The sequence below is a fragment of the Herbiconiux sp. 320_LB genome, assembly GCF_059691755.1.
This window is the reverse complement of the sequence record NZ_JCAWAD010000001.1, coordinates 498,552-519,347: the sequence shown is the minus strand read 5'-3', so window position 1 is coordinate 519,347 and position 20,796 is coordinate 498,552. Positions and strand designations below refer to the sequence as shown.

18 protein-coding genes are annotated in these 20,796 nt (G+C 69.9%); 14 read left to right on the top strand and 4 right to left on the bottom strand.

Going from position 1 to position 20,796, the window contains the following annotated elements; all coding sequences use genetic code 11:
• Positions 1–14 precede the first annotated feature (14 nt).
• From AC59HU_RS02435 to ppk2, 4 genes are all read left to right on the top strand, one after another.
• On the top strand, positions 15–635 hold the full coding sequence (locus AC59HU_RS02435; RefSeq protein WP_497221730.1) for a PadR family transcriptional regulator: 621 nt from the start codon (positions 15–17) through the stop codon (positions 633–635).
• A 129-nt stretch (positions 636–764) separates the two neighbouring features.
• Positions 765–980: a hypothetical protein gene (locus tag AC59HU_RS02430; RefSeq protein WP_497221729.1), complete on the top strand. Its 216-nt coding sequence runs from the start codon at positions 765–767 to the stop codon at positions 978–980.
• A gap of 2 nt (positions 981–982) precedes the next feature.
• Positions 983–4,318, top strand: coding sequence for a helix-turn-helix transcriptional regulator (locus tag AC59HU_RS02425; RefSeq protein ID WP_497221728.1), 3,336 nt, complete (start codon positions 983–985; stop codon positions 4,316–4,318).
• A 259-nt stretch (positions 4,319–4,577) separates the two neighbouring features.
• Positions 4,578–5,570: a polyphosphate kinase 2 gene (ppk2, locus tag AC59HU_RS02420; protein WP_497221727.1), complete on the top strand. Its 993-nt coding sequence runs from the start codon at positions 4,578–4,580 to the stop codon at positions 5,568–5,570.
• On the opposite strand, the gene AC59HU_RS02415 is transcribed toward ppk2, so the two are convergent.
• Complete coding sequence (locus AC59HU_RS02415; RefSeq protein WP_497221726.1) at positions 5,549–6,424, bottom strand: alpha/beta fold hydrolase; 876 nt, start codon at positions 6,422–6,424, stop codon at positions 5,549–5,551. The two genes, ppk2 and AC59HU_RS02415, sit on opposite strands and share 22 nt — an antisense overlap.
• A 163-nt stretch (positions 6,425–6,587) precedes the next feature.
• On the opposite strand from AC59HU_RS02415, the gene AC59HU_RS02410 reads away from it, so the two are divergent.
• Positions 6,588–7,061, top strand: coding sequence for a pilus assembly protein CpaE (locus AC59HU_RS02410; RefSeq protein WP_497221725.1), 474 nt, complete (start codon positions 6,588–6,590; stop codon positions 7,059–7,061).
• A complete protein-coding gene (locus AC59HU_RS02405) occupies positions 7,058–7,888 on the top strand; it encodes an aldo/keto reductase (protein ID WP_497221724.1) in 831 nt (276 codons plus the stop codon). Before AC59HU_RS02410 ends, AC59HU_RS02405 begins: the two co-directional genes overlap by 4 nt.
• Positions 7,889–7,955: 67 nt before the next feature.
• Here the strand turns inward: AC59HU_RS02405 and AC59HU_RS02400 are convergent, their stop codons facing one another.
• The gene (locus AC59HU_RS02400; RefSeq protein ID WP_497221723.1) at positions 7,956–8,792 is read right to left on the bottom strand and encodes a DUF1295 domain-containing protein; all 837 of its coding nucleotides are present in this window, start codon (positions 8,790–8,792) and stop codon (positions 7,956–7,958) included.
• Positions 8,793–8,891: 99 nt separating this feature from the next.
• Here AC59HU_RS02400 and AC59HU_RS02395 point away from each other — a divergent pair, with 99 nt between their 5' ends.
• The 3 genes from AC59HU_RS02395 (at position 8,892) to AC59HU_RS02385 (ending at position 10,792) form a co-directional block, all read left to right on the top strand.
• On the top strand, positions 8,892–9,374 hold the full coding sequence (locus AC59HU_RS02395) for an FHA domain-containing protein (protein ID WP_497221722.1): 483 nt from the start codon (positions 8,892–8,894) through the stop codon (positions 9,372–9,374).
• Positions 9,374–10,120, top strand: coding sequence for a transcriptional regulator FtsR (ftsR, locus tag AC59HU_RS02390; protein ID WP_497221721.1), 747 nt, complete (start codon positions 9,374–9,376; stop codon positions 10,118–10,120). Before AC59HU_RS02395 ends, ftsR begins: the two co-directional genes overlap by 1 nt.
• Before the next feature lie 123 nt (positions 10,121–10,243).
• A complete protein-coding gene (locus AC59HU_RS02385) occupies positions 10,244–10,792 on the top strand; it encodes a MerR family transcriptional regulator (protein WP_497221720.1) in 549 nt (182 codons plus the stop codon).
• A 96-nt stretch (positions 10,793–10,888) separates the two neighbouring features.
• Here the strand turns inward: AC59HU_RS02385 and AC59HU_RS02380 are convergent, their stop codons facing one another.
• Positions 10,889–11,698 (bottom strand): ParA family protein, encoded by an 810-nt coding sequence (locus AC59HU_RS02380; protein ID WP_066039004.1) that lies wholly within the window; start codon positions 11,696–11,698, stop codon positions 10,889–10,891.
• Positions 11,699–11,773: 75 nt separating this feature from the next.
• Here AC59HU_RS02380 and AC59HU_RS02375 point away from each other — a divergent pair, with 75 nt between their 5' ends.
• From AC59HU_RS02375 to AC59HU_RS02365, 3 genes are all read left to right on the top strand, one after another.
• Positions 11,774–15,184 carry a pyruvate carboxylase gene (locus tag AC59HU_RS02375; protein WP_497221719.1) on the top strand — a complete coding sequence of 1,137 codons (3,411 nt, stop codon included), beginning with the start codon at positions 11,774–11,776 and terminating at the stop codon, positions 15,182–15,184.
• 74 nt (positions 15,185–15,258) lie between these two features.
• Positions 15,259–15,750: a peptide deformylase gene (locus AC59HU_RS02370; protein WP_497221718.1), complete on the top strand. Its 492-nt coding sequence runs from the start codon at positions 15,259–15,261 to the stop codon at positions 15,748–15,750.
• Positions 15,751–15,905: 155 nt separating this feature from the next.
• Positions 15,906–17,141: a cell wall-binding repeat-containing protein gene (locus AC59HU_RS02365; protein WP_497222068.1), complete on the top strand. Its 1,236-nt coding sequence runs from the start codon at positions 15,906–15,908 to the stop codon at positions 17,139–17,141.
• 51 nt (positions 17,142–17,192) lie between these two features.
• On the opposite strand, the gene AC59HU_RS02360 is transcribed toward AC59HU_RS02365, so the two are convergent.
• Positions 17,193–19,016 (bottom strand): AMP-dependent synthetase/ligase, encoded by a 1,824-nt coding sequence (locus tag AC59HU_RS02360; protein ID WP_497221717.1) that lies wholly within the window; start codon positions 19,014–19,016, stop codon positions 17,193–17,195.
• 104 nt (positions 19,017–19,120) lie between these two features.
• Here AC59HU_RS02360 and AC59HU_RS02355 point away from each other — a divergent pair, with 104 nt between their 5' ends.
• Together AC59HU_RS02355 and AC59HU_RS02350 are read left to right on the top strand one after the other, a co-directional pair.
• A complete protein-coding gene (locus AC59HU_RS02355) occupies positions 19,121–20,068 on the top strand; it encodes an ROK family glucokinase (protein ID WP_497221716.1) in 948 nt (315 codons plus the stop codon).
• On the top strand, positions 20,068–20,772 hold the full coding sequence (locus AC59HU_RS02350) for a lysophospholipid acyltransferase family protein (protein ID WP_497221715.1): 705 nt from the start codon (positions 20,068–20,070) through the stop codon (positions 20,770–20,772). The genes AC59HU_RS02355 and AC59HU_RS02350 overlap by 1 nt, the downstream gene beginning before the upstream one ends.
• Positions 20,773–20,796 lie beyond the last annotated feature (24 nt).

Below are 20,796 nucleotides of genomic sequence, written 5' to 3'. Positions count from 1 at the left end.
AGGCGGATGCTCCCATGAGAGGCATTCACGACTACCAGAATCACGAGAACCACCAGCACCACGACATCCACGATCGGGACGGCGGCCGCTTCGGTCGACGCCGCGACCCCCAGGGCCACGGCCGGGGCGGACGACCGGGTTTCGGCCCAGGCGAGTTCCGCGGCTTCGGGCCCGGGTTCGGCCCGCGCGGCCATCAGCGAGCCAGCCGCGGCGACGTGCGCTCGGCCATCCTGTCCCTCCTCTCCGAGTCGCCCTCGAACGGCTACGGGCTGATCAAGGCGATCGCCGAGAAGACCGGCGGCGTCTGGCGCCCGAGCCCCGGCTCGGTCTACCCGACCCTGCAGCAGCTCGTCGACGAGGAGCTGATCGTCGCCACCGGCGACGGCAAGCGCACCGAGTTCGAGCTCACCGACGCGGGCAAGGCCTACGTGGCCGAGAACGCCGACGAGCTCGCCAAGGCCTGGGAGGCGACCCCCGGGCAGTCGGCCGCCGACGCCGAGTTCCACGCCAGCATCGGAAAGCTCATGGGGGTCGTGCAGCAGTTCCGCTTCGCGGCCACCGAGGAGCAGCGGGCGCAGGCGACCGAGAAGATCGACGAGGCGCGTCGCGCCCTCTACCTCATCCTGGCCGACTAGGCCGGGCCGGTCGCATCCGCCGGGTCGTCACAGACCTAAGGCGGATGCCTGATGTCCCCACCCCTCCTCAGAGCGGAGTCTCGATCACACGGCGGTTCCGCCGGTGCAGTGATCGAGACGGAGGACATCATGATGATCACCGAGTACACCTTCTCCTGGCTCCGCGACGCGGAGGAGGAGCGCTTCGCCCGCGAGCTCGAGTTCCGGCGCCTCACCCGAGAGCGCGCGGCCGAGCAGGCCGCCCGCGCTCGACAGGAGGAGCAGGTCGCCCGCGAGCGCCGGGCCGCAGACGACCGGCAGCGCGACGTCCGTGACCGGGTGTCGGCGGCCGGTGCCACGATGTAGGCATGCCGACCGCGAACCCCCTGCTGATCGGGCGCGAGAGCGACCTCGAGTCGCTCCGTTCCGCGCTCGAGGAGTGCCGCGGCGGCCGCACGCGCACGGTCGTGGTGAGCGGCGAGGCCGGTATCGGCAAGACCCGCCTGCTGGCCGAGTTCGTCGGCGGTCTCGATCGGGTCACCGTGCTCCGCGGCCAGTGCGTCGACCTTGACAGCGACGCCCCGCCGTACGGCCCGATCGTCGCACTCCTGCGCGCGCTCGTGGGCGTGATCGGCGACGCCGCCCTGGTCGACGCGGCCGGGCCCGGGGCGGATGCCCTGACGATCCTGCTCCCCGAACTGCGGCGAGAGGTCGTCCCGATGCCGGGCCCAGGTGAAGGTGGAGTCGATCTCCCGGCACCGACGACCGGCGAGCGGTTCTTCGACGCGGTCGCGACGACGCTGGAGACGGCGGCCGCCGACACCCCGATCGTGGCGGTGGTCGAAGACCTGCACTGGGCCGACCAGGCCAGTCTGGGGCTGCTCCGGTTCCTCGTCCGGGTGCTCGAGCGGGCGCGGGTGCTCATCGTCGTCACCTACCGAAGCGACGAACTGGGTCGCGGGCATCCGCTGCGGCGTTGGCTTCCCGAGCTCGACCGCAACCGGCGGGTCATCCGGCGCGAGCTCCCGCGCCTCACCCCGCCCCAGGTGCGTCACCTCGCGACCGACCTCACCGGCGCCCCGCTCGGGGCCCGCGAGCTCGCCGCCGTCGTGGCGCGCACCGACGGCGTGCCGTTCTTCGTCGAGGAGATCCTCGGTGGCCGGCGATCGGATGCCGACGAGGCGCTCTCGCGGCCGGCGACCGCAGGCGGGCCGGGGGGCGGGCCGGGCAGTGGGCTGGGCAGTGGGCTGGGTGATGGATCGCGGGGTGGGTCTGGTGCTGGTACCGGCCGGTCGCCCGTCCGCGGGGTGGCCGTCGATACGCTCCCCGACACGCTGCGCGACCTGCTGCTCGCGCGCTACGAGGGTCTGAGCGACCCGGCCCAGCGCATCCTGAGGCAGCTCGCCGCCGGGGGAGTGCGGGTCGAGCACGAGGTGTTCGCCACCGTGAGCGGCGCCGGCCCGGAGGCGCTCGACGAGGCCGCGCGGGAGGCGGTGGCCGCGCGCATCCTCGAGGTCGACGAGACCTCCTACTCCTTCCGCCATGCGCTGGTACGGGAAGCGGTGCACGATCAACTGCTGCCCGGTGAACGGGTGCGGTTCCACACCGCCTACGCGCGAGCGCTCGAGGAGCGAGGCGACGCCTCGGCGGTCTCGTACCACTGGATGGCGGCGCACGACCTGCCCGCCGCCTTCGCCGCCTCGCTCGTCGCGATGGGCCGGGCGCGGGAGTCGTTCGCCAACGCCACCGCCGCGCGGATGGGCGAGCGGGCGCTCAAACTCTGGGAGAGGGTGCCCGATCCGGAGGCGGTGGCGGGTCGAAGCCGCATCGGGCTGCTCGCCGAGACCGCGTACATCCTGCGGAACGCGGGGGAGAGCGAGCGCGCCGTCGCCCTGGTCGACGAGGCGATCGACGCGGCCCGCGGCCTGTATGCCGCGGCAGGAGGGCCATCCGTCATCGCGACGGCCGGGGCGTCCACTGGCGCTTTCGAATCGTCGCAGGACCTCGGCCCCGAGGGGGGATCCGGTACGGCTCCCACCGAGGCCCAGGCTTGGCAGCTCGCCCGGCTGTTGAGGGACAAGGCCTCGTACCTGGCCAACCTGGGGCAGACCGGGTCGATCGCGCTGCTCCGTGAGGCGCTCGAGCTCCTCTCCTCCGGAACCCCCGACGGTGCCGACGTGCGCAGTGCAGACGGGCGCAGTGCTGACGGGCCCCTTGCCGACGGACCCCAGGCCGACGGGCGCCGAGCCGACGTGCTCCGCGCCAATGTGCTCGGTGAGCTCGCCGCCCGGCTGATGCTGGATGCCCGCTTCGCCGAGGCGATCGAGACGGCGGAGGCCGCGTACCGGGAGGCCGAAGAGGTGCGCTCCCGGCCGAGGATGTCGGTCGCCGCGAACATCCGCGGCATGGCGCGCCTCTCTGCCGGCGGCATCGACGAGGGGCTCGCCGATCTGGCCCTGGCCGGCGAGCTCTCGGTCGGCGACGACTCCGCGCGGCTGCGGTACTGGGTCAACGAATCGGATGCGCTGTACCTGATCGGTCGCTTCGAGGACGCGGCGGCGCTCGCCGAGGCGGGGGTGGACCGGGCGCGACGACGCGGTGTCGAACGCACCTCCGGGGTCATGCTCGTGTCGAACGTCGTCGCTCCGCTTGCCGCCCTCGGGCAGACGGCCCGCGCGGCGGAGCTGCTGGATCGGGCGCTCGACCTCGACCCGCCGATCGGGTTCAGCGCGCACCTGCAGCGGTTGAAGCTCGAGCAGGTCCTGTGGTCGGGCGACTTGGAGCTCGCGGCACGGTTGCTGCGCAGCTGGCGCCCCGGGCTCGGCCTGCAGTTGCGGATCGACGCGCAGTCCCGCCTCGGCCTTGCCGCCGTGGCCGGCGAGATCGCCCTGGCCTCCGGCGACCTGGTCGGAGCGTGGCGCGAGGTCGGCGTGCTGTTCCACGAGGAGCACCGCGACTTCCCGGCCTACGACCTCCCTCTGGCGGCGATCGCCGCGCGCATCCTGAGCCGGGCCCGCACCGCCGGGGTCGATCTCGAGCCCGGCGGCCCCGGCGCGGGCGACCCCCGGGCCGAACGCGCGGCCGACCGTGCGCGTGAGCGAGCGGTGCGGGCCGCCGTCGACATCGCGGTCGGCGCCCGGTGGCCGGCCGCAGACGCTTACCGGTTCCTCGTCGACGCCGAGCTCTCCGCTCCCGGGGGAGGTGGTGATGATCCGGCGAGCTGGGCACAGGCGGTCCATGCGCTCGACGCTCCGGAGGTGCCGGCGCGTCTCCGGCCCTTTGCGCGGCTTCGGTGGGCGGAGGCGCTCGCGGCCTCCGGCGACCGGCCGGCCTCTCGCGAGCGTGCGCGCGAGGCCGCGGAGCTCGCCCGAGAGCTCGGCTTCCGGTGGGTGGCGGATCTCGCCGAGACCCTCGAACGTCGACTCGGGCGCTCGTCGGGCACGGCGGGAGGCGTCGCGCAGCCCGGGGCTCCGAAGAACGCCGCCCCGACCCACGATTGGCTGGAGGAGGCAGGCCTGACCGCCCGCGAACGCCAGGTGCTCGCCCTGCTGGCCACCGGTCTGAGCAACCGGCAGATCGCCGAGACGCTGTTCATCAGCGCGAAGACGGCCAGCGTGCACGTCTCGAACATCCTCCGCAAGACGAACACCACCACCCGCACCGAGGCCGCCTACCTGGCGCGAGCGCTCGACCCACCGACCTAGGGCATCCGCCCGATGCCCCGGTGCCGTCTCAGCGAGCACCCTCGGTGCATGATCGCTTTTCTCCTCATCCTCGCCCTGCTCGCGGCGGTCGCCGTGGTCGCGACCGTCCGCTCACTGCTCAGAGACGGCTACTGCCGCCGGCCGTGTCGTGACGAAGCGCGTGCCGGACGCCGGGTTCATCTCCCGTTCACCGCTCGGTAGCCCGCGCGCCGGGCGGTCGGACGAGACTCCGTGACGCCCGCACCCGAACGGAGACGCGATGACCGACCCGCACCCGAAGACCGACCCGCACTCGACGACCGGCCAGCACCAGACGATCGCCGAGCACCCGGCGACCGCCGACCACCAGACCACCGACGAGCATCCGACGACGCCGATCGACCTCGACGACCTCCTCGGCTACCTGGTCGTCGAGACCGACGACGACGACCCCATCCTGGTCGGGCGCGACGGCTCGCCCGTCGACACCTGGCGCGAAGGCTACCCCTACGCCGAGCGGATGGGCCGCGACGAGTACGAGTCGGCCAAGCGCCTCCTGCAGATCGAGCTGTTGAAGCTCCAGAACTGGATCAAGGCCGAGGGCCGGCGCCTGGTGGTCGTCTTCGAGGGTCGCGACGCCGCGGGCAAGGGCGGCACGATCAAGCGCTTCACCGAGCACCTCAACCCCCGCGGCGCGCGCGTCGTGGCGCTGGAGAAGCCGACCGAGCACGAGAGCACCCAGTGGTACTTCCAGCGCTACGTCACCCACCTCCCCGCGGCCGGCGAGATGGTGCTGTTCGACCGCTCCTGGTACAACCGCGCCGGGGTCGAGCGCGTGATGGGGTTCTGCGACGACAGCCAGTACGAGCGGTTCATGCTCCAGGCGCCCGCCTTCGAACGGATGCTGGTGCAGGACGGCGTCGACGTCGTCAAGTTCTGGTTCTCGGTCTCCAAGAGCGAGCAGCTCACCCGGTTCGCGATCCGTCAGGTCGACCCGGTGCGGCAGTGGAAGCTCTCGCCGATGGATATCGCCTCGCTGGACAAGTGGGACTCGTACACGATCGCCAAGGAGGCGATGTTCGCCGAGACCGACACCGCCGCGGCCCCCTGGACGGTCGTGAAGAGCAACGACAAGAAGCGCGCCCGTCTCGAGGCGATGCGACACGTGCTCAGCCTCTTCGACTACGCCGAGCGCGACGACGAGATCGTCGGCCGACCGGATCCGTTGATCGTGGGGCCGGCCGACACGGTCTATGAGCGCGGGGAGAAGTAGCGCCCGGAGCGGGCGACGTCCGACAGCGCCGTGAGAACGAGCGCGGGCTGCTCGATCTGGGCGAAGTGCCCGGATCCGGGGAGCACGGTGACCGCGTAGTCGGCGATCAGGGCACCGAGCCGCCGGTCGTCGGCGGCGGTGACGAAGGCGTCGTGCTCGCCGTGCACCGAGCGCACCGGGCAGCGGATGCCCGCCCACAGTTCTGCGGCCCGGTACCGCGCCGCCTCGTCCGAGGCCATCACGAAGGTGCGCGGACGCACCTCCGTCGCGAGGGCGTGCGTCACCGAGACGGGGATGCGCGAGGGCTGGGCGAACAGCGGCGACACGATGGCGGGGAGCAGTCCCCGCCGGTCGAGCCAGGTGAGCAGGCGGCTCGCGGTGTCGCCGAATGGCGCGAACGCGCGCATCACGGCGAGGAGCCCGACGTAGGCCGGCAGCGTGGTGAACCGGCGCACCGGATGCGCGGCCGCATCCATGACGGCGAAGGTCGTCGCCGAGACCAGTCCGACCGCCCGGGTCGCCACCGGCTCGACCGCCGCGAGGTGCAGGGCGATGACCCCGCCGAGCGAGTGGCCGGTGACGGTCCACTCGCGATGGCCCAGGGCGCGGGCCGCGTCGGCCACCGCCCGGGCGTAGGCGTCGATGGTCCGCGAGTCCTTGCCGTTCCGGAGCGGCCGGTCCGGCAGCGGGGTGTCGCCCCAGCCCGGGAGCTCGACCAGCAGCACGTTCCCCGCGCGGGGCCCGGCACGGCGGGCGGCGTCGATCAGCGGCGTCCAGGTCGTCCAGGTCCCGGCGGCGCCGTGCACCAGGATCATCGCCGGGCCGGGAGCCCGGCGGCCGTGTCTGACGGTCATCGGTCCCAGTCGGGTGGGCACGCGGGTCGTGGTGAGGCCGAGGGCCTCGGGCGACGCCGTCAGGGGAGAAGGCGCATACGGGTCGTTCACCAGGGTGGTTCGGAGGCCCGGGCCGATCGGATTGCCGCCGCGATCCTCAGGCTTCGCTGGGATGATTGGCCCCATGATCTCCATCGAGCTGGCCCGTGCGCTCCGGACCGCCGGGCTGCGCTGGCATCCGCGTTCCGGCGACGCCTTCGTGATCGAGACCGCCGACGTGACGGGGGAGGCCGAGGAGGCCGGTGACGGAGAGGTCTACACCGTGAGCGAGATGACCGCCGAGGTGCACGACTTCCCCACGGGGCGCCTGATCGGCTTCAACGGCACCACGGAATGGGCGCTGGACTCGGTCGACATCGTCGACACCCTCTGGCTGCCGCGGGAGGACCAGCTGCGGAGCCTGCTCCGGGACGGTTTCGAGTCACTCGAGGTCGACCGGTCCGATCCGGAGGAGCCGCTCTGGCTCGTGACGGCCGTGGTGCGGGGCGAACGCCGCACCTTCGAGGCGCTCACGGCCGAGGACGCCTACGGCGAAGCTGTGCTCGACCTGATCGTCCGCACCCTGGTCTCCGATGACGAGAATAGGGTTGGAGAATGACTGAAAACGCAGTTCCCCTCGTCACCCTCAACAACGGGATCACCATCCCGCAGCTCGGCTTCGGAGTCTTCAAGGTCGACCCGGACAAGACCGGTCGCGTCGTCCGTGACGCGCTCGACGTCGGCTACCGCCACATCGACACCGCCAAGATCTACCAGAACGAGGAGGGCGTCGGTCACGCCCTCAAGGAGTCCGGCATCCCGCGCGAGGAGATCTTCCTCACCACCAAGCTCTGGAACAGCGACCAGACCGACGCGGAGGCCGCCTTCGAGAAGAGCCTGGCGCGCCTGGGCACCGACTACGTCGACCTGTACCTGATCCACTGGCCCACCCCCGAGCGCGACACCTACGTCGAGGCCTGGCGCTCGATGGAGAAGATCCTCGAGTCCGGCCGCGCGAAGGCGATCGGCGTCTCGAACTTCACGATCGACCACCTCGAGCGCCTGATCGCCGAGACCGGCGTCGTGCCGGCCGTCAACCAGGTCGAGCTGCACGTCGACTTCCAGCAGGCCGAGCTGCGCTCCTTCGCAGCCGCCCAGGGCATCGCCATCGAGGCCTGGGGCCCGCTCGGCCAGGGCAAGATCAACGAGTCGCCCGAGCTCGCGGCCATCGCCGAGGCGCACGGCAAGTCGGTGCCGCAGACGATCATCCGCTGGCACCTGGATGTGGGCAACATCGTGATCCCGAAGAGCAACAACAAGGACCGGATGGCCCAGAACTTCGACGTCTTCGACTTCGAGCTCTCGGCCTCCGAGATCGCGACCATCGCGACGCTGGACCGCGGGGAGGACGGCCGGAACGGCTCGAGCCCGCTCGAGGTCAACTAGTCGCGACCAGCGACCAGCGACCAGCGCTCGGCGCTCAGCGATCGGCGCGGGTGACGGCAGCGGCCGTCTAGCGCCCGGCGCTCACGGGGACGTCGGTGCGAGTCCTCCTGGGAAACCGGGGGACGAGCGCCGACGTCCTCGCCTTGTACTCGGCGTACTCCGGGTACTTCGACTGCGAGATGCTCTCGGTGAACACCGTCGAACCGATGAACAGCAGGGTGAGCAGCACGGCGCCGACGACGGTCCACTGCAGCACCGAGCCGGCGGCCACCGCCCCGATGAAGAACAGCACCCACCACTGCGCCTGCTCGAAGAAGAAGTTCGGGTGCCGCGAGACGCGGAACAGCCCCGACTGCAGGAAGCGCGGTCGCGGCTCGCGCCCGGCCGCGGTCTCCGCCCGCTTCCACCGGTGGAAGTCCCACTGCTCTTGATCGGCGACCGTCTCGCCGACCGTGAAGGCGACGAACAGGGCCAGCAGCAGCGCGTCGAGCACACCGAACGGGGTCGAGCGGTTCTCGTACGCGGTGAACGCGGGCATCGCGATCAGGAACAGGATCACGTTCTGGTAGATCGTGATGAACAGGAGATTGAACACCTGGAACAGCGCCGGCGACATCCGCCCGCGGAGCACCGCCCAGCGGTAGTCCTCCCCGCCGGGCGCGTACCCGCCCTTCCGGGCGAAGTTGAAGGTCAGCCGAGCTCCCCAGAGCGTGACGACGACCGCCATGAGGTTCAACCGCAGGTCGGACAGACCCGCGGCACCCGCGAAGATCCAGAGGTACGCCACCGGCACGATCGACCAGATCCGGTCGACCCAGGAGTACTCCCGCGTGACGAGGGAGGCGATCCAGACGGCGAGGACGACCGCGGCGAGAACCCAGAGCGACGCGAGCAGTGGCGACATGCGATGAGCATAGGGGATGCTCGGCCCGCGTCCCGGGAATTCCCGGGTGGAGGAGGGGGCGTCATCGGCTACGCTGGACGGAGCTAGGAGGGCTGAGGGATGACGAACCACACGAACGACGATCGCACCACGAGCATCCCCGTACCCGCGTCGGCGGCCGACACGACACTCTCCCTCACGGGCGAGTTCGCGGCGCAGCTGGCCGCTCTCGAGGGCGGAGTGACGACCGAGGAGCTCGAGTCGATCGCAGCCCTGCCCTCCGGGTCGGCGCTCCTGATCGCCCGTCGCGGCCCCAACTCGGGCGCCCGCTTCCTGCTCGACACCTCGGTGAGCACGGTGGGTCGCCACCCGAACGCCGACATCTTCCTCGACGACGTGACGGTCTCGCGCCGGCACGCCGAGTTCGCGCGCCACGGCCACACCTTCACGGTGCGCGACCTGGGCTCGCTGAACGGCACCTACGTCGGCGGCGTCCGGGTCGACGAGGCGCTCCTCGACGACGGCGCCGAGGTGCAGATCGGCAAGTTCCGCCTCACGTTCTACCCGTCGCGCATCGACGTCGTCACCTCCGCAGGAGAGTAGTGGCAGCCGCACAGCCCCGCCGGTCGGCGGAGTCCTCCACGTCGCCCGCGCCCGGAACGCCGGCCTCCGAATCCGCCTCGCCGGGCCAGCTGCTGGGTATCGGCCAGGTGCTCTCGAAGCTCACCGCCGACTTCCCCGACCTGACCCCCTCGAAGCTGCGCTTCCTCGAAGAGCGCGGCCTCGTGCATCCGGCCCGCACCGCCTCGGGCTACCGCAAGTTCTCGCAGAACGACCTGAGCCGACTGCGACTCATCCTCACCCTGCAGCGCGACTGCTACCTGCCGCTGGCCGTGATCAAGGACTACCTGGCCGACGTGGATGCGGGGCTCAACCCGCCGATGCCGGGTTCGGCCCTCGTCGGCGGCGCCTCCATCCTCCAGACCGGCCGGCGCCTGTCGCGGGACGACCTGACCCGCGAGGCCGGCGCCACGCCGATGCTGGTGCAGGATGCGTTCTCGGCCGCGGTGCTGACCCCGGCCGAGTCGTACGGCGAGGATTCGCTCGTCGTGCTGAAGGCCCTGGTCGAACTGCAGCGCAGCGGCATCGAGCCGAGGCACCTGCGCGGATTCCGTCAGGCCACCGAGCGCGAGCTCGGGCTGATCGAGAGCGCACTGATGCCGGTGGCCCGACGGCGTGACCCGTCGAGCCGGGCCAAGGTCGCCGAGATGGCGATGGAGATCGCGGGCCAGCTCGAGATCGTCCGCTCCAGCCTCATCCGCTCGGCCCTGGGCCGGATCACCCCCTGACCCGCACGCCCGCGACGACACGCCGGGGCCGAATGGCTGATGTCGTTGCTCCCACGGGTCGCGGTCGCTAGCGTGGGGTACGAACACGAGACGTTCCGGATGCACCGGACGATGGAAGGCGCAATGAGCGAGCTAAGCCAGAACGACGATTCTCGCTACGACCTCGGGCTCCTGTTCACCGACGGTCTCCCCGATCTGGATGACGCGAGCGGGTACCGCGGCGCCGTCGCCGCCCGCGCCGCCGGCATCACCTACCGTCAGCTCGACTACTGGGCGCGCACCGCGCTGGTCGAGCCCACCGTCCGCGGGGCCGCCGGCTCCGGTTCGCAGCGGCTCTACGGGTTCCGCGACATCCTCGTGCTGAAGCTCGTGAAGCGACTGCTCGACACCGGCATCTCGCTGCAGCAGATCCGCACGGCCATCAACCAGCTCCGCGAATCCGGCATCAACGACCTCGCCCAGACGACCCTGATGTCCGACGGCGCGAGCGTCTACCTCTGCACCTCGAACGACGAGGTCATCGACCTCGTCAGCCGCGGCCAGGGAGTCTTCGGCATCGCCGTCGGCAAGGTGCTCCGCGAGGTCGAGAACAGCCTCGTCGACATCGACTCCATGGTCGTCGAGCCCAACGACGAGCTGGCCCATCGCCGCGCAGCCCGAAAAGCTGTCTGACCCCAGAACCCACTTCGTCGAGAAGTCAAAAAAACGTCCAAACTCATTGAGTTGGACGTTTTTTCGACTTCTCGGTGAGAAGAGGTAGTTCGGGGGTTACGCCTTGAGCTCGGCGTATTCGCCCACACGCCCCGTACGCATCACGCGCTCGAGGAGGAGGTCGAAGTTGCGAGCCATCTCCTGCGCGCCCTCGCCGGGCCAGACGTGCAGCGGCTTCGCCGCACCCTGGGCCTGCTGCAGCGAGGTGCGCTCGGGCAGCTGAGGGGAGAGCACGAGCGGGCCGAACATGTCCCGCAGCTCCTTGATGCGGAACTGGTGCTCGAGCGACTGCGACCGCACCCGGTTCACGATGATGCCGAGGGGCTGGAGGCGCGGGGAGAGCCCACGACGGATCTCCTCGATCGCGCGCAGGGCGCGGTCGGCGGCGGCCACCGAGAACAGGCCGGGCTCGGTGACGACCGAGACGCGGTCGGATGCCGCCCAGGCGGTGCGGGTGAGCGCGTTCAGCGACGGGGCGCAGTCGATGAGCACGAGGTCGTACTCGCTCTCGACCGTGGCCAGCGCCTCCTCGAGCTTCCAGATGTCGCGGATCGACGGGTGCGGCCCGTCGAAGTTGAGGGCGGAGGGGCTGCCGATCAGGACGTCGATCTTGCCACCGCGATCCTTCGTCCACCCCGAGGGCGCGATCGCCGCGCGGACGACCTTCTCCTTCGGAGAGGCCAGCACGTCGGCGACGTTCAGGTGACCGGCGACACGGATGTCCATACCGGTCGAGACGTCCGACTGCGGGTCGAGGTCGACGACGAGGGTGCGCAATCCCTTGGCGAACGCTGCGGAGGCGAGCCCGAGCGTCACCGTGGTCTTGCCCACACCTCCCTTGAGGGAAGAGACGCTGAGTACATGCACAGTCGACAACGTTACCTTCACTAGGCTTGGAGAACCTAACTGTTCGCTGTACGCGCATGCGCCTGAGGGGTCCCGATGTTCACGAAGATTCTGGTAGCCAACCGCGGCGAGATCGCGATCCGCGCGTTCCGGGCCGCATTCGAACTCGGGGCGAAGACCGTCGCGGTGTTCCCCTACGAGGACCGCAACTCGATGCACCGGCTGAAAGCCGACGAGGCCTACCAGATCGGCGAGGAGGGGCATCCGGTCAGGGCGTACCTGGATGTCGCCGAGATCATCCGGGTGGCGAAGGAGTCCGGCGCCGACGCGATCTACCCGGGCTACGGCTTCCTCTCCGAGAATCCCGAGCTCGCCAAGGCGGCCGCCGAGAACGGCATCACCTTCATCGGCCCCGGCGAGCACGTGCTCGAGATGGCGGGCAACAAGGTCACCGCCAAGGAGCATGCGATCGCGGCCGGCGTGCCGGTGCTCAAGTCTTCGCCGGCGACGACCGACCTCGACGTTCTGATCGCCGCTGCGGACGAGATCGGCTTCCCGGTGTTCGCCAAAGCGGTCGCAGGCGGTGGCGGGCGGGGGATGCGCCGGGTCGAGACCCGCGAGGAGCTCCGCGGAGCCCTCGAGGCCGCCATGCGGGAGGCCGACAGCGCGTTCGGCGATGCGACGATGTTCCTCGAGCAGGCGGTCCTCCGGCCGCGGCACATCGAGGTGCAGATCCTGGCCGACCGCACGGGGGAGACCCTGCACCTGTTCGAGCGGGACTGCTCGGTGCAGCGCCGCAATCAGAAGGTCGTCGAGATCGCTCCGGCACCGAACATCAGCGACGAACTCCGCGAGGCACTGCACTCCGACGCCATCAAGTTCGCGAAGTCGATCGGCTACGTCAACGCCGGCACGGTCGAGTTCCTCGTCGACACGGTGGGGGAGCGCGCCGGGCAGCACGTGTTCATCGAGATGAACCCGCGCATCCAGGTCGAGCACACGGTGACCGAGGAGGTGACCGACGTCGACCTCGTGCAGTCGCAGATGCTCATCGCGAGCGGCACCACCTTCGCCGACCTTGGGCTGACGCAGGACGACATCGTCCTCCACGGCGCCGCCCTGCAGTGCCGCATCACCACGGAGGACCCGACCGCCGGCTTCCGCCCCGACACCGGCAAGATCGTCGCCTACCGCTCGCCGGGTGGCGCCGGAGTGCGGCTCGACGGCGGAACGGTCGACGTGGGCGCCCAGATCTCGCCGCACTTCGACTCGATGCTGGCCAAGATGACCTGCCGGGGCCGTGACTTCCCGGCCGCGGTGCGCCGGGCCCGTCGTGCGCTGGCCGAGTTCCGCATCCGCGGTGTCTCCACGAACATCCCGTTCCTGCAGGGTGTGCTCGACGACCCGTCGTTCGCGGCCGGTGACTTGAGCACGAGCTTCATCGAGGAGCGGCCCGAGCTGCTCGGCGGCCACCAGTCGAAGGACCGCGGCACCAAGATCCTCAACTGGCTCGCCGACGTCACGGTGAACCAGCCGAACGGCGCGCACCTCGGCGGGGTCTCGCCCGAGGTCAAGCTGCCCGCCATCGACCTGCAGGAGCCTGCTCCCGCCGGATCCCGGCAGCGACTGCTCGAGCTCGGCCCCGTCGGGTTCGCCGAGGCCCTCCGGGCGCAGACGGCCCTCGCGGTCACCGAGACGACCATGCGCGACGCGCACCAGTCGCTGCTGGCGACGCGGGTGCGCACCCGTGACCTCGTGGCCGCCGCCCCGTACGTCGCCCGGATGACGCCGCAGCTGCTCAGCGTCGAGGCCTGGGGCGGCGCGACCTACGACGTCGCGCTCCGCTTCCTGGGCGAAGACCCGTGGGAGCGCCTGGCGAGTCTGCGGGAGGCACTGCCGAACATCGCGATCCAGATGCTGCTGCGCGGGCGCAACACGGTCGGCTACACCCCGTACCCGACCGAGGTGACGGATGCCTTCGTCCGCGAGGCCGCGGCCACCGGCATCGACATCTTCCGTATCTTCGACGCCCTGAACGACGTCTCACAGATGCGGCCGGCGATCGACTCGGTCCTCGCCACCGGCACCACCATCGCCGAGGTCGCCGTCTGCTACACCGGTGACCTGCTCGACCCGGCCGAAGACCTCTACACGCTCGACTACTACCTGAAGCTCGCCGAGCAGATCGTCGCCTCCGGCGCGCACGTGCTCGCGATCAAGGACATGGCGGGCCTGCTCCGCCCGGCGGCCGCGGAGCGGCTCGTCTCGGCGTTCCGCCGCGAGTTCGACCTGCCGGTGCACGTGCACACCCACGACACCGCGGGCGGGCAGCTCGCGACGCTGCTGGCCGCGAGTGCCGCCGGCGCGGATGCGGTCGACGTCGCCAGCGCGCCGATGGCCGGCACGACCTCGCAGCCCAGCGCATCCGCCCTGGTCGCCGCGCTCGCGCACACCGAGCGCGACACCGGCCTCTCGCTCGCCGCGGTCAGCGACCTCGAGCCGTACTGGGAGGCCGTGCGGCACGCCTACCGCCCGTTCGAGTCCGGGCTGCCCGGGCCGACCGGCCGCGTCTACCGGCACGAGATCCCGGGCGGCCAGCTGTCGAACCTGCGCCAGCAGGCGATCGCGCTCGGCCTGGCCGACGACTTCGAGCGGATCGAGGACCTGTACGCCGCGGCGAACCAGATCCTCGGCCGCATCCCGAAGGTGACCCCGTCGTCGAAGGTCGTCGGCGACCTCGCGCTGCAGCTCGCCGCCGCGAAGGCCGACCCGGCCGACTTCGCCCTCAACCCGCAGAACTACGACATCCCCGACTCGGTGATCGGCTTCATGGCGGGCGAGCTCGGGGAGCTGCCCGGCGGATGGCCCGAGCCGTTCCGCACCAAGGTGCTGGAAGGCCGCACCGTCGACATCGGGGTCACCCCGCTGTCGGCCGCGGACCAGGCCTCGATTGCCCCCGAGGCGGACTCGCTCGAGCGTCGCGCGACGCTCAACCGGCTGCTCTTCCCCGCCCCGACCCGCACCTTCGAGGAGGCGCGGGAGCAGTTCGGCGACCTCTCGGTCGTCGACACCGTCGACTACCTCTACGGCCTCCAGCAGGGCGTCGAGCACGTCGTCGAGATCGACAGGGGCGTGCGCCTGTTCGTCGGCCTCGAGGCGATCGGCGAGGTCGACGAGAAGGGGATGCGCACGGTCATGACCACGCTCAACGGCCAGCTGCGCCCCGTCAACGTGCGCGACCGCTCGGTGGCCGTGCAGACCAAGACGGCCGAGAAGGCGGATGCGACGCGGCCTGGCCAGGTGCCCGCCCCGTTCTCGGGCGTGGTGACCCTGAAGGTCGCCGAGGGCGACACGGTGGCGGCCGGAGACCCCGTCGCCACGATCGAGGCGATGAAGATGGAGGCCGCGATCACCTCCCCGGTCGCCGGCACCGTCTCCCGGCTCGCGATCCCGACCACACAGCAGGTCGAGGCCGGCGATCTCATCGTCGTCGTCGACCCGGCCTGACCCCCCGACCCCGCCTGAATGCGCCCGAATCCGGTCGCAGAGCCCGAACCTGTTCGAAGAGAGAGTTCCCCGCAGTGACCGTCCGTGAGATCCGCCTGTTCGGCGACCCCGTGCTGAAGACCGTGTCCGACCCGATCGTCGAGATCGACGACGGGGTGCGGGCGCTCGTCGACGACCTGATCGACAGCGTGAAGGTGCCCGGCCGCGCCGGGGTCGCCGCCTCGCAGATCGGGGTCAACCTGCGCGCGTTCAGCTACAACGTCGACGGCCGGATCGGCTACATCCTGAACCCCGTCGTCGTCGAGGTCTCGGGCGAGCCCGAGCTGATGGACGAGGGGTGCCTCTCGGTGCCGAACCTCTGGTTCAAGACCAGCCGGTACCCGTTCGCCCGGGCGACGGGCATCGACCTCGACGGCAACGAGATCGAGGTCAGCGGCACCGGCGTGCTCGCGCAGGCGCTGCAGCACGAGACCGACCACCTCGACGGGCTGCTCTACCTCGACCGTCTCGACAAGCCGAGCCGGCGCGAGGCGATGCGTCAGGTGCGCGAGTCCGACTGGTTCTGACCCCTGGATGGAGTAGGAACTACTCATAACGCTCAGCGCGTGGGACGTGAAGGCTGGAACGATATGACCCCGTCTCTGCGAGAAAGAGGCCTTTTGTGCCATTTCACCTGCGTTTCCATTCCGGCGTAACCGTCCTGCTGGCCGCCGCCCTCATCATGGCCCTTCCGTCGCAAACGGCTGCGCACGCAGTCGTGTCCGAGAACCCGAGATGCCTGTCGACGACTGCCTACCTGGATCTGGAACTGCTGGCCCAGCCTGCGATAGCTCCAGAAACGAGCCTCACTCCGGTAACAATAGCGTCGGGCACTCTCCCTCCGGGCGTGAGTCTGAGCGGTGATCCGGCAAGCAGCATCCCATTTCGGTACTCGGGTACCCCGACCGCACTCGGCACGTACAGCTACGCCGTTGAGTCGACCCAGCTGGGTCAACCTCCGGTTCGGTTCGACTGCACTGTGACAGTGCGCACCCCGCCGGCTCCCGTACGGATCCAGGGTACCGACAGGTACGACCAGGCGGTTCGAGTGAGCAGAGAGTCGTACCCGACTTCCGACACCATCTACATCGCCAGTGGCGAAAAGTTCCCCGACGCTCTAAGCGCTGGTTCCGTTGCGGGCAACCACCACTCTCCTCTGCTGCTCACCCAACGAGACGTCGTGGCGGCGGGGATCATGGCGGAGATTAACCGTCTGAAGCCGAAGAACATCGTCCTGGTCGGCGGGCCCGCGAGCATCTCGCCGTCGGTCGAAGCATCGATACGTGCCAGTGTGCCGAGCGTGACCACGGTGCGCATTGACGGCGCTGATCGATATGAGGTTTCCCGCAGACTCATCCTCGACCCACGGTTTGGTAATCCGACCACAAGATTCGTGTACATCGTCAGCGGCGAGAACTTTCCGGACGCACTCAGCGCATCACCGAAAGCTATGGGAAACGGTGCTCCCGTCCTGCTGGTACGAGGCACTGATGCAGGGCCGAATGATGCGGAGATCTCCGTTCTTGACGCCCTGGGTGCGGTGTCCGTAGTGATCGTCGGAGGTCCGCTCTCGGTCAGCAGGGACTTCGACCGCTTGCTCTCGGAGAGAAGAACGGTTAAACGAGTCGAAGGGGTGGACAGGTACGAAGTATCAGTGAATGTCAATAAATTGGCAGATGATGGTGGGACGGTCTATCTCGCGAGTGGCGACCTCTTTCCCGACGCACTGAGCGCCGCGCCAGTCATCGGCACGGGTGGCGTCACCGGCCCCGGGCGTGGATCGGTGATGCTCGTTCATCACGACTGCATCCCGAAAAGAGCAATGCAGGAAATTCGCCGAATCGACCCGTCGAAAATTGTGATACTTGGCGGACCGGCGACGCTCGGCGCAGGGATCGACCACCTCGCCGTGTGTTAGTGCGGGTCGGGCCCGGTGCGGCGGGAGGGGCCGCACCGGGCATCTGCCGGTCTAGTGCACCAGGGACTGGCCCTCGGTCGCGGGCGCCGCGTTGTAGATGCCCTCGACCACCGAGGCGTAGTCCTTCAGGATCACGGCGCGCTTGATCGAGAGCTTCGGCGTCAGGTGCCCGCTCGCCTCGGTGAAGTCGTCGCTCAGCACGACGAACTTGCGGATCGACTCGGCGCGCGAGACCAGCGTGTTGGCCGCATCCACCGCCCGCTGCACCTCGGCGAGAACGGCGGGGTTCTCGGCCGCCTCGGCGAGCGTGAGGTTCGCCGGCTGCCCGTTGTTGCCGAGCCAGACCGGCAGCATCTCGGAGTCGAGCGTGATCAGCGCCGAGATGAACGGCTTCTGGTCGCCCACGACGACCACCTGGCCGACCAGCGGGTTGGCACGGATCGGGTCTTCGAGCGCGGCCGGGGCGACGTTCTTGCCGCCGGCCGTGACGATGATCTCCTTCTTGCGGCCGGTGATCGTGAGGAAGCCGTCGTCGTCGAGCGCGCCGATGTCGCCGGTCTTGAACCACTCGCCATCCATCACCTCGGCCGTCGCGGTCTCGTTCTGCCAGTAGCCGGCGAAGACGTTGACGCCGGCGACCAGGATCTCGCCGTCGTCGGCGATCTTGATGCCCACGCCCGGCAGCGCCGGACCCACCGAACCGATCTTGAACTTGTCGGTGAGGTTCACCGTCGCGGGGGCGGTCGTCTCGGTCAGGCCGTAGCCCTCGAGGATCGTCACGCCGAGGCTGCGGTAGAAGTGACCCAGTCGGTGCCCGAGCGGGGCGGAGCCCGACACGGCGTACTTCACCCGGCCGCCCAGGGCGGCGCGCAGCTTCGAGTAGACCAGACGGTCGAACAGGGCGAACTTCAGTCGCAGCCCCAGCGGCACGTGCCCGGCGTCGAGTGCCTCGGAGTGCTCGACCGCGACGGCGGCGGCGCTGCGGAAGATCTTGCCCCGGCCACCGGTCTCGGCCTTCTGCTCGGAGGAGTTGTAGACCTTCTCGAACACCCGCGGCACGGCCAGCAGGAAGGTCGGCTTGAACGAGCCCAGCGCCGGCAGCAGCTGCTTGGTGTCGGCCTGGTGGCCGACCTTCACGCCGCCGTGCACGGAGAGGATCGAGATGAAGCGCGCGAACACGTGCGCCGTCGTGATGAACAGCAGAGTGGATGCGCCCGGCTGCACGATGTCCTTCATCGCGACCGCGGCGTTGCGGCTCAGCTCGACGAAGTTCGAGTGAGTGAGGATGCAGCCCTTCGGCCGCCCCATCGTGCCGGAGGTGTAGATCAGGGTCGCGAGGTCGGAGCCCTTCGCCAGGGTGCGGCGGCGCTCGAGCTCTTCGTCGGAGACCGCGCCGCCGGAGGACGCGAGCTTGTCGAGGTCGCCCAGGTCGACCTGCCAGACGCGGGTCACCAGGGGGAGGTCGGCGTGCACCTCGTCGAAGCGCGCGAAGTGGTCGGCGGTCTCGAGGATGACGGCGGTGGCACCCGAGTCGCTCATGTTCCACTGCACCTGCGCGGGGGAGGAGGTCTCGTAGATCGGCACGAGCACGGCACCGGCGAACCAGGTCGCGAAGTCGATCAGAGTCCACTCGTAGCGCGTCTTGCACATCAGCCCGATCTTGTCGCCGGGCTCGATGCCCGCCGCGATCAGGCCCTTGGCGACGGCGCGCACCTGGGTGAGGAACTCGGCGGCGGTGATGTCACGCCAGCCGGCTCCGTCGGGCACGGAGAACAGCGCGTCATCCGGAGTCAGCCGCACACGCTCGATCAGGAGATCGGTGGTGTTGGCCTCCGGGTCGGCTGTGACGACGGGGGGAACGAAATACTGGTCCACGGCAGCTCCTTCGGTACCGGTCGAGTGCAACTCATCTACACTCTACTTGGTGCGTCCGGGGCTTCCCTGGGCGCCGTCGCACGTCGTCGAGAGGAACCATTGCCATGCGGGCCATCGGAATCGACATCGGCGGCACGAAGATCGCCGGCGCGGTCGTCGACGAGCTCGGCACGATCGTCGCGCACGACCGCCGCCCCACCTTCGCCTCCGAGCCCCAGGTCATCGAGGACACGGTGGTCGAGATGGTCGAGCACCTCTCCGAGGGCGAGCAGATCTCGGCGGTCGGCGTGGCCGCCGCGGGCTTCATCGACGCCTCGCAGTCGACCGTCTACTACGCGCCCAACATCAACTGGCGCAACGAACCCTTCCGCGAGAAGCTCGAGAAGCGCCTCGGCATCCCGATCGTGGTCGAGAACGACGCGAACGCGGCCGGCTGGGCCGAGTTCCGCTTCGGTGCGGGCCGTCTGGTCAGCGACATGGTGACCCTGACGATCGGGACGGGCGTCGGCGGCGCCATCGTCTCCGGCGACCGGCTGTTCCGCGGGGGCTTCGGCGCCGGCGCCGAGCTCGGGCACCTCCGGGTCGTGCCGGGCGGGCTGCCCTGCGGCTGCGGCGCCCACGGCTGCATCGAGCAGTACGGCTCGGGCCGGGCGCTGCTCCGGATGGCCAACGAGCTCGCCGACGCGGGCGGCATCGGCCAGGCGCTCGCCTCGGTGCGCACCCGGAACGGCGTGCTGACGGGCCTCGACGTGAGCGAGCTGATCGGGGTCGGCGATCCCGGTGCGCTCTCGGCGCTCCGCACCCTCGGCAGCTGGATCGGCCAGGCCTGCTCGAGCCTCGCGGCCGTGCTCGATCCCCAGCTGTTCGTGATCGGCGGCGGGGTCGCCCAGGCCGGCGACCTGCTGCTGGACCCCATCCGCGCCGCCTTCCTCGAGACCCTGCCGGCCCGCGGCTACCACCCGGAGCCCGAGTTCGCGATCGCCGAGCTCGTCAACGACGCCGGCGTCGTCGGGGCCGCCGACCTCGCCCGCCACTACGCCGAGACCATCTGATGTTCTATTTCCTGGCGAAGTACCTGGTGGTCGCTCCCTTCCTCAAGACCTTCTTCCGGCCCTGGGTGATCGGGCTCGAGAACATCCCCGCCACCGGCGCGGCGATCCTCGCCTCGAACCACCTCTCGTTCAGCGACTCGGTGTTCCTGCCCGTGGTCGTCGACCGGCACGTGTCGTTCCTCGCAAAGAGCGACTACTTCACCGGCAAGGGGATCAAGGGCTTCCTCAGCCGGCTGTTCTTCAACGCCTCGGGTCAGATCCCGATCGACCGCTCGGGCGGCAAGGCCTCCGAGGCCTCGCTGAACACCGGCCTCGGCGTGCTCTCCCGCGGCGAGCTGCTCGGCATCTACCCCGAGGGCACCCGGAGCCCGGACGGCAAGCTCTACCGCGGCCGCACCGGTGTGGCCCGGATGGTGCTCGAGGCGCACGTCCCGATCATCCCGGTGGCCATGATCGACACCGAGAAGGTGATGCCGATCGGCACCAAGGTGCCCAAGATCATGCGGGTTGGCATCGTCATCGGCGAGCCGTTAGATTTCTCTAGGTTCGAAGGGCTGGAATCCGACCGGTTCATCCTTCGCTCGGTGACCGACGAGATCATGTACGAGCTCCACCGCCTGGGCGGCCAGGAATACTCCGACGTGTACGCGACTTCGGTCAAGGAGAAGCGCACGAGAGTCGTGCGACCGGTCTCTGCCTCGTAGAGACCTCACAACAGATACGGGAAA